The following is a 15,243-nucleotide window of genomic DNA, read 5'->3' on the forward strand; positions in this document are numbered from 1 at the left end:
CAGAAATCGCGGGTCAGATCAGCTGACGACGACAAGTGCACCGGAAGGAAATGGACGCTTCAGGCACCACACACAAGACGGAATCCTGCGCATGGCCAGGCCAATACAACATCTTACATATGGACTCGACACCGTTGGAACTCCGGTTAAGGGAGTCCGAACAAACGCCGGGCGTTGGCGGTGCTACTGCAGGCCACGCTGTCGAAATCCACGCCGCGCAGCTCAGCCACCCGCGTAGCAACGGAAGCCACGAAGGCGGGCTCGTTGCGCTTGCCGCGGCGAGGCACAGGGGCCAGGAAGGGGCAATCGGTTTCCACCAGAAAACGATTCTCAGGCACCTGACGGGCACAGTCGTGGGTGGGCTCCGCCTTAGGGAAGGTGACGGTGCCGCTGAAGCTGATGTAAAAGCCGAGCTCCAGGAACTGGTGCATTTCATCGGGGGTACCGCCCCAGCAATGCATCACCCCTCCGGGGCAACGGCCCTGCGCCTTGCGGGTTCGCAGTTCCTCCAGCATTGGCTCGGCGGCATCCCGGCAGTGAATGATCACCGGCAGGTTCAACTCCACCGCCAGGTCCAATTGAGGGCGCAGCACAGCAAGCTGCTCCTCGAGATTCTTGTCTCGGAAGAGATCGAGGCCGAGTTCGCCGATGGCGACCACCCGATCGTCCTCCAGAGCTGCCCGGCGCAGCACCGCCACCGTGTCATCCCGCCAATGCTCGGTGTCCAGTGGATGGACACCGACGGAATAACGCATCTCCGGGAATCGATCCGCCAGGGCACGGATCGCCGGGATTTCGGAGGGTTCGACGCAGGCGTGCAGCAGTGCACCAACCCCAGCCTCACGCCAGCGTGAAGCCACCTCATCGAGGTCGTCGTCAAAGTTGCGGAAGACGATGTGACAGTGGCTGTCAATCAACGTCGGGGTGGGGGACACAGCTGGGCCGAAACGCGCTTTCGACCCATTCTGCCGATTGAAACCGAATCAGCTGGCGGGCTCGAGCACCTTGCGCACGGCCGCACTGAGGCGGGACTTCTGGTTGGCACCGTTGTTGCGGTGCAGCACACCCACCTTCACGGCCTTGTCGATCTTGCTGAAGGCGGCACGCATGGAGGTCTGCACGCTGGCCTTGGCTTCATCGCCAGGGGTGGCACCGTAGGCGTCACAGGCGGCGAAGCAGCGCTTCATCAGGGTGCGCATCGACGACTTGTAGGTGCGGTTGCGCAGACGGTTGCGCTCAGCAATCTCAATTCGCTTCTTGGCTGACTTGTTATTGGCCACTGAGGCTTAAACGTTGCGAACAATCCAGCACCATACTCCTTGACAGGACCCCCTTCCCTGGGTTGTGGAGTCCTAACTTGACCGAACTCTCCCACTGTTCCTTTGTCTGTTAGCCAGCCGGCCGTTGCTCCCCTTCGCATCGTGCGGGATCTGGACCGGGCCCAGACGGAGCTGAAACGGTTGTCGAGCCGCACCACACAAACCCAGCAGGGTGAAGCCCGTGAGCGGGTTGAAGCCATTCTCACAGCGGTGCGCGACCGCGGTGATGCCGCCATTGCCGACTTCACCGAACGGTTCGATGGCTTCCGGCCCGAACCGATGGCGGTGTCCCCCGAGGCCCTCGAACAGGCCTGGACGTCGCTGCCGACCAACCTGCGGGATGCCCTGGAGCTGGCCCATCGCCGCATCACTGATTTTCACCAACGCCAACGTCCCACCGATCTGGCGGTGACGGGCCCCCACGGCGAACAGCTTGGGCGGCGCTGGCGGCCGGTGGAGCGGGCGGGGCTCTACGTGCCCGGAGGACGGGCGGCTTACCCCAGCACCGTGCTGATGAATGCGGTGCCAGCCAGGGTCGCCGGCGTCAAAGACGTGGTGATCTGTTCTCCCGCCAGACGTGATGGTGCGGTGAACCCCGTGGTGCTGGCAGCGGCCCACCTGGCCGGCGTGAAAACGGTGTTCCGCCTCGGAGGTGCCCAGGCTGTCGCCGCCATGGCTTACGGCAGCGAGAGCGTGCCCAAGGTGGACGTGATCAGTGGCCCCGGAAACCTCTACGTCACCCTGGCGAAACAGGCGGTGTACGGCCAGGTGGCCATCGATTCCCTAGCGGGACCAAGCGAAGTGCTGGTGATCGCAGACCACTCCGCCAATTCCGATCAGGTGGCAGCGGATCTGTTGGCGCAGGCGGAGCACGACCCCCTGGCGGCGGCGGTGCTGATCACCACCGACCCTGCACTGGCCGACAGGATCAACGCCGCAGTGGCCGAACAGCTGGCCGATCACCCCCGCCAGGAGATCTGCGAAGCCGCTCTGCGGGACTGGGGGCTGGTGGTGGTCTGCGACGACCTCGAGAGCTGTGCCCACCTCAGCGACAGCTTCGCCCCCGAACACCTGGAGCTGCTGGTGGAGCGGCCCGAACCCCTGGCGGATCGTATTCAGAACGCCGGAGCAATTTTCCTGGGCCCCTGGTCCCCAGAAGCGGTGGGGGATTACCTGGCAGGCCCGAACCACACGCTGCCCACCTGTGGAGCCGCGCGTTTCAGCGGGGCCCTCAGTGTTGAGACCTTCATGCGCCACACCTCGCTGATCGGTTTCAACCGGGCTGCCCTGGAAGCAACGGGTTCAGCTGTGCAGGAGCTGGCCACCAGTGAGGGCCTGCACAGCCACGCTGAATCGGTGCGACGGCGCCTCAGCTGAGGCGCTTCTCCAGGCTGCGGACACCCGCCACACCATCGGTGATCTCACCGACCAACACCTCATCGGTGATGTTGACGAACAGGCCGTTCTCCAGCACACCGGGAATGTTGTTGATCGTCTGCTCCAGGGCCACTGGATCGCTGATGCCGCCGTCGAGCTTGGCGTCCAGCACCAGGTTGCCCTGATCGGTAACCACAGGGCCGGCCTTGCGCTGGGCCATGCGCAGCTCAGCGCTGCCCCCGAGTGCTTCCAACTGCTGCTTCACCTGGCGCCAGGCCCCTGGGAGCACTTCCACCGGCAGCAGAAAACCGAGGTTGAGACGGTCCACCAGTTTGGTGGAGTCCACCACCACCACAAACCGATCCGCCCGTGCCGCCACAAGTTTCTCCTGCACGTGGCATGCGCCACCACCCTTGATCAATTGGAAGCCAGGGTCGACTTCGTCGGCACCATCGATGGCCAGATCAATCCGGCTGACTGCGTTGAGACTGAGCAGGGGAATGTTGAGCTCAGCGGCCAGCACCTCTCCTTGGAAGGACGTGGTGACACCGACGATGTCTTTGAGTTCTCCGCTGGCGAGCTTGGCCCCCAGGCCCTGAATCATCAGAGCGGCGGTGGAGCCTGATCCCAGGCCCAGCACCATGCCGTCCTTGATCTGTTCCACGGCGGCATCAGCCACCGCCTGCTTCATCTGGGTCTGTAGATCAGCCATCGGGTCACGTCCTTTGGGCGCGACCGTAGCAAGGGGTTTCAGGCCATCCCAGGCAGGGGCTCCGGTTTGACGGACAGGGTGAGCTCGCGGCCGGCCCGCAGCACTTTCAGAGGCAGAGGAACATCAATGGCGGCGGCATCCACCACCTCGAGCAGCGCCTGAGGGTCAGCAATGTCGCGCTCATCCACCGTGATCAACAGATCGCCGCGGCGCAGTCCTGCTTTTTCGGCCGGGCCATCGGGCAGCACGGCTTGCACCAGGGCACCGCTGCGTTCCGGCAGCTGCACAAGGGCATTGGGGTCCTTGTTGTGCTCCCGCGCGATGCGCGGTGTGAGCGCCACCAGTTGCAGACCGATGTAGGGGTGCACCACTTCACCCTGCAGCTGGAGCTGATCAGCCACCCGGCGGGCCAGGTTGATCGGGATGGCAAAACCGAGGCCGGCCCCAGGGCCCGACCGCACCAGGGTGTTGATGCCAATCACCTGGCCATCGCCGTTCACCAACGGCCCACCGGAATTGCCCGGGTTAATGGCGGCGTCGGTCTGAATGAGTTCCAACCGTTTGTCGGCGAAGCCAAGGCTGTTGATGTTGCGGTGCAGGCTGCTGACGATGCCCAGGGTCACCGTGCGTTCCAATCCGAACGGGGTGCCGAGGGCGATCGCCCAATCTCCCACCTGCATGGCTTCCGAATCACCAAGGGGAGCCCGTGGCGGCAGTTGATCGCCCTCGAGACGCACCAGGGCCAGGTCTGTCACCGCATCGGTACCCACCACCCGTCCATCCCGCTGTTCCCCGTCGGCCAGGGTGACGCTGACGGACTCCACCCGATCCACCACATGGGCATTGGTGAGCACGAGGCCCTTGGCATCGATCACCACACCAGAGCCTTGGCCCCGTTCCCGCTCCGGACCTGCCGGAGGGTCCCCCAGCAGGTCCCGCAACAGGGGGTCAAGCAGCGTGGGGTCAAACGGCTGACGTTCCACGGTGCGCTCGGTGTCGATCCGAACCACCGCCGGCGCCACCCGCTGAACGGCATCGGCCACAAAGCTGTGCTCCAGGGCCTGCGCTGAGTCACCTTTACCGACCAGAACCGCTACTGCCATCAGAACGGCCAGGAGTTGACGCAGGGCGTACCGCAACACAAGACCTCTAATTGCCTTCTTTTTATCGGATCCAGCCGGAGACATGGGCCCTGGTCCAAATCGATCGCAATCTCAGCACCTCCATTGCGATGCGCGGTCGAGCTTGAACATTCCAGATAACAAATCAGCAAACGCAGTTTTCGCATGCGTGCACTTCTGGCTACAGCGGCAGCTCTGCTTGCCCTGGCTGGCCCGGTTGCCCTCACCCCTCAAGCCTCCGCGGAGAGCACAACGCTTAAGGCGGTGATCTTTGAGGAGGTCAAGCCGCTGGATCAGAAAACAGATGCCGGCTACGAAGGCCTCGGGGTTGACGTTCTTGAACAGATCCGGATCCAGGCCAAACGCCGCATGGTGGGCTACCGGGTGGCCAAGTCGGTGAACGACGGCATCGGCGCCGTGATCACCGGCAAAGCCGACATCGCCTGCGGCGGGGGCAACGGCAGCAACAAGTTCTGGAAACACGGCACCCTCGCCGCCAGCGAAACCAACGCCTGCCGCTTCGGCACCCAGATCCCCATGCAAGTGCTGTTGGAGCGCTTTGAAGAAGGCCCTCCCCTGACGCCACTCACACCCAATCCATCGGGGGCTTGATGCGATCGATCGCTGTTCTGCCCCTTCCAGCAAATGGGCGGGTTTTGATGGCAACCGATCGCACAGCAGCTCTTGCGTCGACTGCTTAGGTTCGAGCCCTTTTATGAGCTTCACCCTTGAGCGAATCCGCCGCTTCACAACGCTGTGAGCTCTGCCAGGTCGTGATCGAAGAGCGTCCTGGCCTTGCCGATGTGGTGACGTTCAGCAATGGCCCCCAGGGCAGCCGCAGCAAACTCTGGAGCCGCGTCTGCCAGTACGTGACCGATCCGGAGCGTCGACGCCTCTGCATCAATCAGGATTCCGACGGGCGCGGCGCCGAACAGCCGGGCGACGCCTTTCCCGATGCACCGGCCATCGATCTGGGCAACAGCTGACGGCGGGCAGACGGTCCCTTACATTGAAGGTGTGTCCGACGGGCATCTCCCTGCGGGAGATCGGTCACAACTGAAATGCACGTCGGTCCGACGTCCGCCCTCAGTTCGCGTTGCCTCATCCTCTGCTTCCGGATCTCGAAACGCTGGTCACCGATGTGGCCGTCAGCAAAGGCTTTGCCCTTTGCGGCATTCAGCTGCTCACCCACATGAGCCCGATGACCCTGGAAGTGCAGATCCGCCACAGCAGTGGAGCGGATGTGAGCCTTGATGACTGCGCCGGTTTCAGTGGCGTGCTGGGGGATGCCCTTGAGGCCTCCACCCTGCTCACTGACGCGTATGTTCTGGAGATCAGCAGTCCCGGCATCGGCGACCAGCTGTCCAGCGATCGCGACTTTGAAACCTTCCGTGGGTTCCCCGTGGAGGTTCATCACCGCGACAAGGACGAAAGCGAGCAACGCCTGGAGGGCCTCTTGCTCGAACGCGACGCCGACACGCTGCAGATCAACATTCGCGGGCGAATCAAACGGATTCCCCGGGATTGCGTGATCGGTGTCCGCCTCACGAGTCCAGGCAGCTGAACCCAGCGTTCACACCCCTGCAACCGCTCCTTTCTTTTCCCCTAACCCAACGCGATGGCTCTCGTCCTGCTTCCCGGTCTCAGCAACCTGATCGACGACATCAGCGAAGAGAAGAAGCTGCCGCCCCAGGTGGTGGAGGCAGCCCTGCGGGAGGCCCTGCTGAAGGGCTATGAGCGCTACCGGCGCACCCTGTACATCGGCATCAGCGAAGACCCCTTTGATGAGGAGTACTTCAGCAACTTCGATGTTGGCCTCGACCTTGAGGAGGAGGGCTACCGAGTTCTCGCCAGCAAGATCATTGTTGATGAGGTGGAGAGCGAAGACCACCAGATCGCGATCGCCGAGGTGATGCAGGTGGCCGATGACGCCCAGGTGGGCGACACGGTGGTGCTGGATGTCACCCCAGAGAAAGAGGACTTCGGCCGGATGGCCGCCGCCACCACCAAGCAGGTGCTGGCCCAGAAGCTGCGTGATCAGCAGCGCCGCATGATCCAGGAGGAATTCGCTGATCTGGAGGATCCGGTGCTGACGGCACGGGTGATCCGCTTCGAGCGCCAATCGGTGATCATGGCGGTCAGCTCAGGCCTGGGCCGTCCGGAAGTGGAGGCTGAACTCCCCCGGCGCGATCAACTGCCCAACGACAACTACCGCGCCAACGCCACCTTCAAGGTCTTCCTGAAAGAGGTGAGCGAAGTGCCCCGCCGGGGACCGCAGCTGTTCGTCAGCCGCTCCAATGCCGGTTTGGTGGTCTACCTGTTCGAGAACGAAGTTCCCGAAATTCAGGAAGGATCCGTTCGGATCGTGGCCGTGGCCCGTGAGGCCAATCCCCCCTCCCGTTCCGTGGGCCCCCGCACCAAGGTGGCCGTCGACAGCATCGAACGCGAGGTGGATCCCGTCGGCGCCTGCATCGGCGCCCGCGGCTCCCGCATTCAGCAGGTGGTGAACGAACTGCGTGGAGAAAAAATCGACGTGATCCGCTGGTCGCAGGATCCAGGCCAGTACATCGCCAACTCCCTCAGCCCCGCTCGGGTGGAAATGGTGCGCCTGGTGGATCCCGTGGGCCAGCACGCCCATGTGCTGGTGCCCCCCGATCAGCTAAGCCTGGCCATCGGCCGCGAAGGCCAGAACGTTCGTTTGGCAGCCCGACTCACCGGCTGGAAAATCGACATCAAGAACTCCACCGAATACGACCAAGAGGCAGAGGATGCCGTTGTGGCAGAGCTGATCTCCCAGCGGGAGGAGGAGGAAGCCCTCCAGCAGCAAGCCGAAGAACGGCTGGCCGCCGAACAGGCCGCTCGGGCGGAAGAGGATGCACGCCTGCGGGAGCTGTATCCGCTGCCCGAAGACGAAGAAGAGTACGGCGAGGAGCAGGCCGAGCAGGAGTTCTCTGAGGAGGAGCCCGCTGAGGTGGAAGCCGGCAGCGAAACCGAGTTCGAGGCCGAGGCTGAAAGCACGGACGCAGCGGCTGAGGCCGATGCCGAGCCCGATCAGGAGCAGGTCCGGTGAGTGACCGCCCCGTCCTGCGTCGCTGTGTGGCCTGCCGCCAGCTCTTGGATCGCCGCCAACTCTGGAGGGTGATCCGCGACCATCAGGACGGAGTTCTCCTCGATAAGGGGATGGGCCGTTCGGCCTATCTCTGTCGCGAGGAGAACTGCCTTGAGGAGGCAACCCGTCGCAAGCGTCTGCAGAAAGCCCTGCGTTGTCCGGTGCCCGAAACAGTGCTTGCGGTGTTGAAACAGCGGCTTAACCAAAGCGTTGGTGAATCCGCTGAGGCAGACTGAACATTGGCCCCACCTTGTGCGAGGCCACCGCGGCATTCCATGCCCGGACCGATCGGAGACCCGAACTGAATGACCAGCAGCGGCAAAGTCAGAATTTACGAGCTGTCCAAGGACCTCGGCCTTGAGAACAAGGACGTGCTGGATGCGGCTGAAAAGCTTTCGATCGCTGCGAAGAGCCACAGCAGCTCGATCAGTGACGCTGAAGCCGGAAAGATCCGTTCACTCCTCGGCAAAGGCGGGAATGGTGCGAAACCCGCTGCCGCGGCCCCTGCCAAGCCCGCAGCTGGCAAGGCCATCCTCTCGGTGAAGAAAGCGGCCCCCGCCGCGCCAAGCAAGCCCGCCCCAGCGGCGAGCAAACCGGTCGCCAAGCCTGTGGCTGCCAAGCCCGTGGTCGCCAAACCCGTGGCGGCTGCCAAGCCGCAGGCGGCCCCGAAGCCTCCCGCAGCGGCTACCCCCAAACCGGTGATCAGCAAGCCAGCGGCTGCACCGGTGAAAGCCTCAGCAGCACCGGCGCGGCCCGCCGCTCCTCAGAAACCCCCCGCAGCCCCAGCGCGACCAACGGCGGCAAAACCCGTTCCACGACCTGCCGCGGCCAAGCCACAGGTTGTCAGCAAGCCGGCTGCAGGCAAACCGGAACTGGTGAGCAAGCCCAAGGCTGCTGCCAAACCCACGGCACCCACGCCGCGGCCCACACCGGCTCGCCCGACGCCACGCCCCGCTGGTGCTGGAAGCCCAGCGCGGCCCACCCCTGGCCAGGGGCAGCCCAAGCCACAGATCATCCGCGCAGGAGCTCCATCTCGGCCCGGCGCGCCAACCCGTGCCGGTGCCCCCACAAAGCCTGGTGCACCCTCACGGCCCACGCCGAGGCCTGAACTGGTGGGCAAACCCGTGCCCCGCCGTCCGGCAGGCACCGGCGTGCCTCAACGCCAGGGCAGTCCAAGCCGCCCAGGAGCCCCCACCCGACAGGGTCGCCCCGGGATGCCCCCCCGCAGCGGCAACACCCTTGAACTGGTCGGCAAGCCGATTCGTCGCGACGGCAGCAGCACAGGTAGCGGTCGCCCTGGTGCGCCCACCCGTCCGGGAGCGCCTGGACGTCCCGGCATGCCCGCTGGAATGCGCAAACCGGTGGCTCCCGGTGAGCTCATGCAGCTGCAAAAGCCTGTCGGCAGGCCAACGGCACCGGCACCCCGCCGTGCGGATGCACCCACCAAAACCGGTGCAGGTGCAGGAACAGCCACCCCGCCCGTGGCGCGTCCGAATGCCCCCTCGGCGCCCCGCCGTCCCAGCTTCCGTCCAGGTGGCCCTGGTGGCCAGCGGCGGCCAGGCCGTCCCGAATGGGATGACAGCGCACGGCTCGATGCTCTGCGCAGCCGCTCGCCGCAGAAGCAGCGCCAGAAGGTGCACATCATCGGTGAAAACGATGATTCCCTGGCGGCACAGACCGGCGGCTTCGCCGGTGAACAGGAGAACATGGTTCTCTCGGCGAGCCTGGCTCGTCCCGCCAAGCCCAAGTCGCAGCAGCGCACCGCACCCAAGCCGGTGGCGGCGATGCGCAAGCGCAAGAAGGAAACCGCCCGTCAGCGTCAGCGCCGGCGTGCCATGGAGCTGCGGGCAGCCCGGGAAGCCAAGCAGGTGCGTCCCGAAATGATCGTGGTGCCGGAGGACAACCTCACGGTGCAGGAACTGGCGGACATGCTGAGCGTCGAAAGCTCAGAGATCATCAAATCCCTGTTCTTCAAAGGGATCATCGCCACGGTCACCCAGACCCTGGACATGCCCACGATCGAAGCCGTTGCCGACGAATTCGGTGTGCCGGTGCTGCAGGACGACGTGGAGGAGGCGGCCAAGAAGACCGTCGAGATGATCGAAGAGGCCGACAAGGCTCACCTGATCCGACGTCCGCCCGTGGTCACCGTCATGGGCCACGTCGACCACGGCAAAACAAGCCTGCTGGATGCCATCCGTCAGGCCCGCGTCGCTGCGGGTGAGGCCGGCGGCATCACCCAGCACATCGGTGCGTATCAGGTTGAGATCGAGCACAACAATGAGCAGCGCAAGCTCACCTTCCTGGACACTCCGGGCCACGAAGCCTTCACGGCCATGCGAGCCCGCGGCACCAAGGTGACCGACGTGGCTGTGCTGGTGGTGGCTGCTGATGACGGCGTCCGCCCCCAGACCCTGGAAGCCATCAGCCACGCCCGGGCCGCTGAAGTGCCGATCGTGGTGGCGATCAACAAGATCGACAAGGAAGGTTCATCGCCCGAGCGGGTGAAGCAGGAGCTGTCTGAGCAAAACCTGCTGGCGGAAGACTGGGGCGGCGATGTGGTGATGGTGCCGGTGAGCGCCATCAAGGGCGAAAACATCGACAAGCTGCTGGAGATGCTGCTGCTGGTCACCGAAGTGGAAGACCTGCAGGCCAACCCGGATCGTCTGGCCCGCGGCACCGTGATCGAGGCCCACCTCGACAAGGCCAAAGGCCCCGTGGCCACGCTGCTGGTGCAGAACGGCACCCTCAAAACCGGCGACGTCGTCGCCGCTGGCCCGGTGCTGGGCAAGGTGCGCGCCATGGTGGACGACAACCGCCAACGCCTCAAGGAAGCGGGCCCCTCCTTTGCTGTGGAGGCCCTGGGCTTCAGCGAGGTGCCCACCGCCGGTGACGAGTTCGAGGTGTACCCCGACGAGAAATCGGCCCGGGCCGTTGTGGGCGATCGCGCCTCCGATGCCCGTGCCACCCGTCTTGCTCAGCAGATGGCTTCACGACGGGTCTCGCTCACGGCCATGTCCGGCCAGGCCAATGACGGCGAGCTGAAGGAACTCAACCTGATTCTCAAGGCCGACGTTCAAGGCTCCGTGGAAGCCATCCTCGGATCGCTCGAGCAGTTGCCCAAGGATGAGGTACAGGTGCGGGTGCTGCTGTCGGCACCTGGCGAGATCACCGAAACCGACGTCGACCTGGCCGCCGCCTCCGGCGCGGTGATCGTGGGCTTCAACACCTCCATGGCCTCCGGCGCCAAGAAAGCGGCGGATGCCACCGGGGTGGATGTGCGCGACTACGACGTGATCTACAAGCTGCTGGAAGACATCCAGTTGGCGATGGAAGGTTTGCTGGAGCCGGAACTGGTGGAGGAAGCCCTGGGCGAAGCCGAGGTGCGTGCCGTCTTCACCATCGGCAAGAGCGCCGTGGCCGGCTGTTATGTCACCACCGGCAAGCTGCATCGCAACTGCCGGGTGCGGGTGCACCGCGGCAAACAGGTGGTTTACGAGGGCGACCTCGACTCCCTGCGTCGCAACAAGGACGACGTCAAGGAAGTGGCCACGGGCTTCGAATGCGGTGTCGGCACCGATCGGTTCGCCAACTGGGAAGAAGGCGATCGCATTGAAGCCTTCAAGATGGTCACCCAACGCCGCAAACTCACCACCTGACCCCGCAAGCGATCGTGCAGCCCCGCAGCGAGCCCCTGCTCTGGCTTCAGTGCCTGGCCCTTGGAGCCATTCCCCTGGAGCTGCTGCTGATCCGCCTGGTTCTGGCCGGCGCGGATCCTGGTCCTGTTCCCGGTGTAGAGCGATTTCTGATCTGGGGGGTGGGAGTTCTGGCCCCAGCCGTCGCGTTGTGGCGACGGCCCGCCGACTGGGGCTCACTTTTGTTCGTACGTCAGCCGCTGGCCAGCCGCAACAGCGATCAACTCCGCATCAGTGCATCCCAAGGCGGCTTGAGCAGCCGCGCCGCTGTGGTGATCGCCGCAGTGGTCCTGTTGCCCGTGCTCTGGTGGATGGACGATTCAGCGGTGCTGGCGAGTGAATTTTCCCCGGTGTCGGGACAATCCCGTCTGGTCACCCTGTTGCTGGTCAGCCCATTGCTGGCCTTGATGGTGTGGCAGGTGCAGCAACTGATTCAAGCCGCAGCACTGTTGCTTGGATCACCAGCAACCGTCGCCCCTGCCGATTCGGCTTTTCGTGCTGATGCACTGGCAACGCAACGCACCAGCCTGGGCCTCCAACTTCTCAACCTCCCTGGCCTGGAGTGGCCGGAGCCTGTGGTGGAGCCGATCAAGCAAGAGCCCGACAAGGCAATCGGGGTGGAAGACACTGCTTCGGAGACGGACGACAGCACTGGTCAAGCCACTGCTGATCAAGCCAGCACTGACAACGAAGCGCACGACGGGGAAATTCCAGCCGACAATCCGGTAACAGCTGCAGTGTCTGACGAAGCTGATCCCGAAACCGTTCCTGAGCCCGTCGTTGCCGAAGCTCAAGCTGAAGAGGCTGCTCCAACAAGCGATCAGGACGCCGATGAGGCCATGGACGTGGAAGACACCACGCCGGAACAGGGCAGCAGCACTGAAGACGTCAGCACCGCCGACATCAACCCTGACAACGAAGAACCAGACGTCGAACCACCAGACAACCAAGAGCCAGACGGCGAAAGTTCAGCCATCAATACAGCGACGGCTGAAGAGTCTGATGTCGTCGAGCCCGAAGCGCTGGAACCCGTCGATTCAGAGGATCAAGACGACATGTCTAAAAACGACGACGCTAAAGACATCAATGCGGTTGACGCCGACGAATTAATCGTCGCTGCTGCTGCCCCTGTTGCGGTCGAACCAGAGCAATCCGGAGAAGAGCAGGAGAGCACCCCCCTGGATGCCGAAGTCAGCCAGATCAACGCTGTCACCGGCGGAAGCACGGAACACCATCGTGAACAGGCCGAGTCCAGCGGAAGCAAAGAGAGCAAGCCAGACGAGCCGTCTGAGCCCACGCCAGGGGGTCTGTGATTCCTTGAGCAACCGTTCCCGCAGGGCGGGATCCAGGCCAGATTTGGGGCTGGGATTATCGGGCAAACGTCCAAGTTGGATTCAGAGCAAATGTTAAATTGCTAGTGATGCCGATGTAGCTCAGCCGGTAGAGCAACGCTTTCGTAAAGCGTGGGTCGCCTGTTCAAGTCAGGTCATCGGCTTTTTAAGCAGTGGTGCGTTAAATCAGCCGGATTCAATGCACGTCTAATTAACACATAGCCGCTTTAATCCAGAAGACGAGCAGAGATCATTCCCGCTGGTGATCCTTCCACTGAGAAGATCAATCTAGGGAATAATCCAGTGATCTGGATTCACATCAGCCGACACGTCAGCCGCCTCAGGATTCTGAAGCGCAAGAATCCTTCACGACCGAAGTTTGAGCTGACGCCTTAACCAGGGCGTCATGATCGTTTCTTCAACAAGGCGCTGGCACGAGCCATCGGCGATCACCCGTTCAAAACCGGTCTGAATCGCGGCTGCCAGCTCCGTATGCCAGCTCTACCTGCGGGAGTACAACGATAGTGCGGTGCTGACCCTGGATCCATGGCGCGCCAAGGCCTTTCCTCCGATCCAGGATCTGATGGTGGACCGCTCCGCCTTTGACCGGCTGATCGCCGCCGGCGGCTACTGCTCAACGGGCACCGGCCAGGCCCCCGATGGCAACGCCCTGCCCGTGGGCCGGGAGCAGGCCACCAGCGCCTTCAGCACGGCAACCTGCATCGGTTGTGGCGCCTGCGTCGCCAGTTGCCGCAATGCCTCGGCAAGCCTGTTCGTGGCCGCCAAGCTGGCGCACTTGGGTCAACTGCCGCAGGGGCAACCGGAACGGGCCAGCCGCGCCGACGCGATGCAACGCCAGATGGAGGCCGAGGGCTTCGGCAGCTGCAGCAGCAACCTCGAATGCGAGGCGGTCTGTCCCCAGGAGATTTCCGCCGACTGGATCAGCTGGATGCATCGGGAACGCAGAAGCTGACTGAGCCAAAACACCACAATCGCTGCTGCGCCAGCCCAGAGATCATCAGAAACTTTTTGCCAATAACCCACAACAAATCACTACTGTTTTAAGGATCGACGCAAGCCAAAAGCATGCAATCCAACCCCCAGCCGGAGCAGATCACCAAAACCGTGGTGGGCGTGACCACGGTTTTCATTGGAGGCATTGCTGTGCTCTCCAGCGTGTTTGTTGTTCCCGCTGGTGAAGTTGGCGTGGTCACCACCCTTGGCAAAGTCTCCAACACGCCAAGAGAGCCGGGGTTGAACCTCAAACTTCCGTTCATTCAGTCGACCCATAATTTCAGCGTCAGAACGCAGGTCATCCCCGAAAAATTTTCAACACTCACCAAAGACCTGCAGGTGATCGAAGCCACAGCAACGGTGAAATATGCGGTCAAGCCCGGAGAAGCCCCCAGGATCTACAGCACGATTGCCACCGATGACTCTGCGATTTACGCCAGGGTGATCCAGCCATCACTGCTGAAATCACTGAAATCGGTGTTCTCGAAGTATGAACTCGACACCATCGCCACCGACTGGAACAACATTTCCACCCTTGTGCAAGAAAGCGTCTCCAATGAGCTGAGCAAATTCGACTATGTGGCCGTTAAAGGCCTGGACATCACGGGCCTCAAGATTGCTGAGGAATACCGAGCAGCCATCGAGCAGAAGCAGATTGCGCAACAGCAGCTTCTGCGCGCCAAAACAGAGGTTCAGATCGCCGAGCAGGAGGCCCTGAAGTTTCAGACCTTGACCCGCTCGCTCAATGACAGCGTTCTCTACAAGCTGTTCCTCGACAAGTGGGACGGGAAAACAAAGGTGGTTCCGCCCATTCGTGGTGGCAGCACGCCACCGGTGATTGTTGGCCGATAACGGGATGCAGCTGGCTGCATCAGAGCCCAGCGCAGCCGCAGGTCGCCGCCTGCAGATCAGCAATGGCCTCGGCGCCACGGCCCGCCCGGAGCTGCTGCATCACAAGATCCGCCTGAACCCCCAACAGCAGGGTCTGGCAGGGATAGGCACTGCGGGCTGACGCCTGTTGCTGCAGGGCCTCCGCCTCGACCAAGGCCTGTTCACAGAGCTGAGGCTGACGGCCCTCCAAGCAGCGCCTGGCTCGGGCCTGAAAGGCTGCCAAGGGCGACGCACGCACCACAGGGGCCGCCATAGCGAGGAGCAGCAGGACTGTGACGGAGCGCGCGAGCAGGGCTCAGGGGGGCGATTTGCTGAGATGATGCCTCAACTTCGACCCATCGCCCCGCCGTGTACACCGACTGGACCGCCATTGCCCTGCTGCTGTTCACCGCGGTGCCGCTGTTGATCGTTGTGGCGACGGCCACCTACTTCGTGATCCAGAACGATCAGAAGACTCCCCTGGGCTGAGGATCAAGCCAGGGGCCGGGTCGGACAGCTGAGTTTGGCCAGACCTGGGGTGTTGATGGGCTGGTGGTTCAACGGTGCCGACTGCACCGCTGAACTGATCTGACCAGTCCCCAGACAGACGATGCAGGTGCGGAAGCGGTCCCCCGACACCCGCTGCATCCCACTGCCTCCACAGACGGTGCACGTGCACATGATCCCAAGGATCA

Annotated in this window: 14 protein-coding genes, 1 tRNA gene and 3 pseudogenes; 11 read left to right on the forward strand and 7 right to left on the reverse strand. The window is 63.2% G+C overall.

Translation table 11 applies throughout. From position 1 onward, the window contains the following. Window positions 1-146 precede the first annotated feature (146 nt). Entirely contained in the window at window positions 147-935 is a 789-nt protein-coding gene (locus DXY03_RS08445) for a TatD family hydrolase (protein WP_115010037.1), read from the reverse strand. A 48-nt stretch (window positions 936-983) separates the two neighbouring features. Continuing rightward, on the reverse strand, window positions 984-1,280 hold the full coding sequence (rpsT, locus tag DXY03_RS08450) for a 30S ribosomal protein S20 (protein ID WP_115010038.1): 297 nt from the start codon (window positions 1,278-1,280) through the stop codon (window positions 984-986). A 102-nt stretch (window positions 1,281-1,382) separates the two neighbouring features. Here rpsT and hisD point away from each other — a divergent pair, with 102 nt between their 5' ends. After that, the gene (hisD, locus tag DXY03_RS08455) at window positions 1,383-2,696 is read left to right on the forward strand and encodes a histidinol dehydrogenase (protein WP_115010039.1); all 1,314 of its coding nucleotides are present in this window, start codon (window positions 1,383-1,385) and stop codon (window positions 2,694-2,696) included. Here the strand turns inward: hisD and rpiA are convergent. After that, the gene (gene rpiA / locus DXY03_RS08460) at window positions 2,689-3,408 is read right to left on the reverse strand and encodes a ribose-5-phosphate isomerase RpiA (protein WP_115010040.1); all 720 of its coding nucleotides are present in this window, start codon (window positions 3,406-3,408) and stop codon (window positions 2,689-2,691) included. The two genes, hisD and rpiA, sit on opposite strands and share 8 nt — an antisense overlap. Window positions 3,409-3,446: 38 nt before the next feature. Beyond that, window positions 3,447-4,511 carry a trypsin-like peptidase domain-containing protein gene (locus tag DXY03_RS08465; protein ID WP_115010132.1) on the reverse strand — a complete coding sequence of 355 codons (1,065 nt, stop codon included), beginning with the start codon at window positions 4,509-4,511 and terminating at the stop codon, window positions 3,447-3,449. Window positions 4,512-4,973: 462 nt separating this feature from the next. Between DXY03_RS08465 and DXY03_RS12420 the strand changes: the two are divergent. From DXY03_RS12420 to DXY03_RS12625, 7 genes and pseudogenes are all read left to right on the forward strand, one after another. Further along, a pseudogene (locus DXY03_RS12420) lies at window positions 4,974-5,141 on the forward strand (GRRM system radical SAM/SPASM domain protein); the annotation flags it as partial. Window positions 5,142-5,257: 116 nt separating this feature from the next. Next, on the forward strand, window positions 5,258-5,515 hold the full coding sequence (locus DXY03_RS08475) for a hypothetical protein (RefSeq protein WP_115010042.1): 258 nt from the start codon (window positions 5,258-5,260) through the stop codon (window positions 5,513-5,515). A 110-nt stretch (window positions 5,516-5,625) separates the two neighbouring features. Next, window positions 5,626-6,093: a ribosome maturation factor RimP gene (gene rimP, locus DXY03_RS08480; RefSeq protein ID WP_115010043.1), complete on the forward strand. Its 468-nt coding sequence runs from the start codon at window positions 5,626-5,628 to the stop codon at window positions 6,091-6,093. A gap of 54 nt (window positions 6,094-6,147) precedes the next feature. Continuing rightward, the gene (gene nusA / locus DXY03_RS08485; RefSeq protein ID WP_114989434.1) at window positions 6,148-7,599 is read left to right on the forward strand and encodes a transcription termination factor NusA; all 1,452 of its coding nucleotides are present in this window, start codon (window positions 6,148-6,150) and stop codon (window positions 7,597-7,599) included. After that, window positions 7,596-7,874: a YlxR family protein gene (locus tag DXY03_RS08490; RefSeq protein ID WP_115010044.1), complete on the forward strand. Its 279-nt coding sequence runs from the start codon at window positions 7,596-7,598 to the stop codon at window positions 7,872-7,874. The genes nusA and DXY03_RS08490 overlap by 4 nt, the downstream gene beginning before the upstream one ends. Window positions 7,875-7,943: 69 nt before the next feature. Beyond that, entirely contained in the window at window positions 7,944-11,297 is a 3,354-nt protein-coding gene (gene infB, locus DXY03_RS08495; RefSeq protein ID WP_115010045.1) for a translation initiation factor IF-2, read from the forward strand. Window positions 11,298-11,311: 14 nt separating this feature from the next. After that, window positions 11,312-11,872, forward strand: a pseudogene (locus DXY03_RS12625) (low-complexity tail membrane protein); the annotation flags it as partial. 567 nt (window positions 11,873-12,439) lie between these two features. Here DXY03_RS12625 and DXY03_RS12315 read toward each other — a convergent pair. Beyond that, window positions 12,440-12,712, reverse strand: coding sequence for a DUF3493 domain-containing protein (locus tag DXY03_RS12315; protein WP_371637734.1), 273 nt, complete (start codon window positions 12,710-12,712; stop codon window positions 12,440-12,442). 43 nt (window positions 12,713-12,755) lie between these two features. Between DXY03_RS12315 and DXY03_RS08505 the strand changes: the two genes are divergently transcribed. The 3 genes and pseudogenes from DXY03_RS08505 (at window position 12,756) to DXY03_RS08515 (ending at window position 14,530) form a co-directional block, all read left to right on the forward strand. Beyond that, window positions 12,756-12,828: transfer RNA gene (locus tag DXY03_RS08505), tRNA-Thr, on the forward strand. A 317-nt stretch (window positions 12,829-13,145) separates the two neighbouring features. Beyond that, window positions 13,146-13,637, forward strand: a pseudogene (locus DXY03_RS08510) (succinate dehydrogenase/fumarate reductase iron-sulfur subunit); the annotation flags it as partial. Between the two features lie 113 nt (window positions 13,638-13,750). After that, entirely contained in the window at window positions 13,751-14,530 is a 780-nt protein-coding gene (locus DXY03_RS08515) for a prohibitin family protein (protein ID WP_115010047.1), read from the forward strand. 19 nt (window positions 14,531-14,549) lie between these two features. Here the strand turns inward: DXY03_RS08515 and DXY03_RS08520 are convergent, their stop codons facing one another. Both DXY03_RS08520 and DXY03_RS11895 read right to left on the reverse strand, forming a co-directional pair. Then, window positions 14,550-14,822: a hypothetical protein gene (locus tag DXY03_RS08520; protein ID WP_244272371.1), complete on the reverse strand. Its 273-nt coding sequence runs from the start codon at window positions 14,820-14,822 to the stop codon at window positions 14,550-14,552. 218 nt (window positions 14,823-15,040) lie between these two features. Then, on the reverse strand, window positions 15,041-15,229 hold the full coding sequence (locus tag DXY03_RS11895; protein WP_115080922.1) for a hypothetical protein: 189 nt from the start codon (window positions 15,227-15,229) through the stop codon (window positions 15,041-15,043). Window positions 15,230-15,243 lie beyond the last annotated feature (14 nt).

The sequence above is a fragment of the Synechococcus sp. N5 genome (assembly GCF_900473925.1).
GTDB lineage: Bacteria > Cyanobacteriota > Cyanobacteriia > PCC-6307 > Cyanobiaceae > Parasynechococcus.

What these genes read in the sequence shown, in the direction of transcription:
- DXY03_RS11895 (WP_115080922.1), bottom strand. Translation starts at nt 15,229, where the DNA reads ATGTGCACGTGCACCGTCTGTGGAGGCAGTGGGATGCAGCGGGTGTCG.
- DXY03_RS08515 (WP_115010047.1), top strand. Translation starts at nt 13,751, where the DNA reads ATGCAATCCAACCCCCAGCCGGAGCAGATCACCAAAACCGTGGTGGGC.
- DXY03_RS08465 (WP_115010132.1), bottom strand. Translation starts at nt 4,511, where the DNA reads ATGGCAGTAGCGGTTCTGGTCGGTAAAGGTGACTCAGCGCAGGCCCTG.
- nusA (WP_114989434.1), top strand. Translation starts at nt 6,148, where the DNA reads ATGGCTCTCGTCCTGCTTCCCGGTCTCAGCAACCTGATCGACGACATC.
- infB (WP_115010045.1), top strand. Translation starts at nt 7,944, where the DNA reads ATGACCAGCAGCGGCAAAGTCAGAATTTACGAGCTGTCCAAGGACCTC.
- rpiA (WP_115010040.1), bottom strand. Translation starts at nt 3,408, where the DNA reads ATGGCTGATCTACAGACCCAGATGAAGCAGGCGGTGGCTGATGCCGCC.
- DXY03_RS08520 (WP_244272371.1), bottom strand. Translation starts at nt 14,822, where the DNA reads ATGGCGGCCCCTGTGGTGCGTGCGTCGCCCTTGGCAGCCTTTCAGGCC.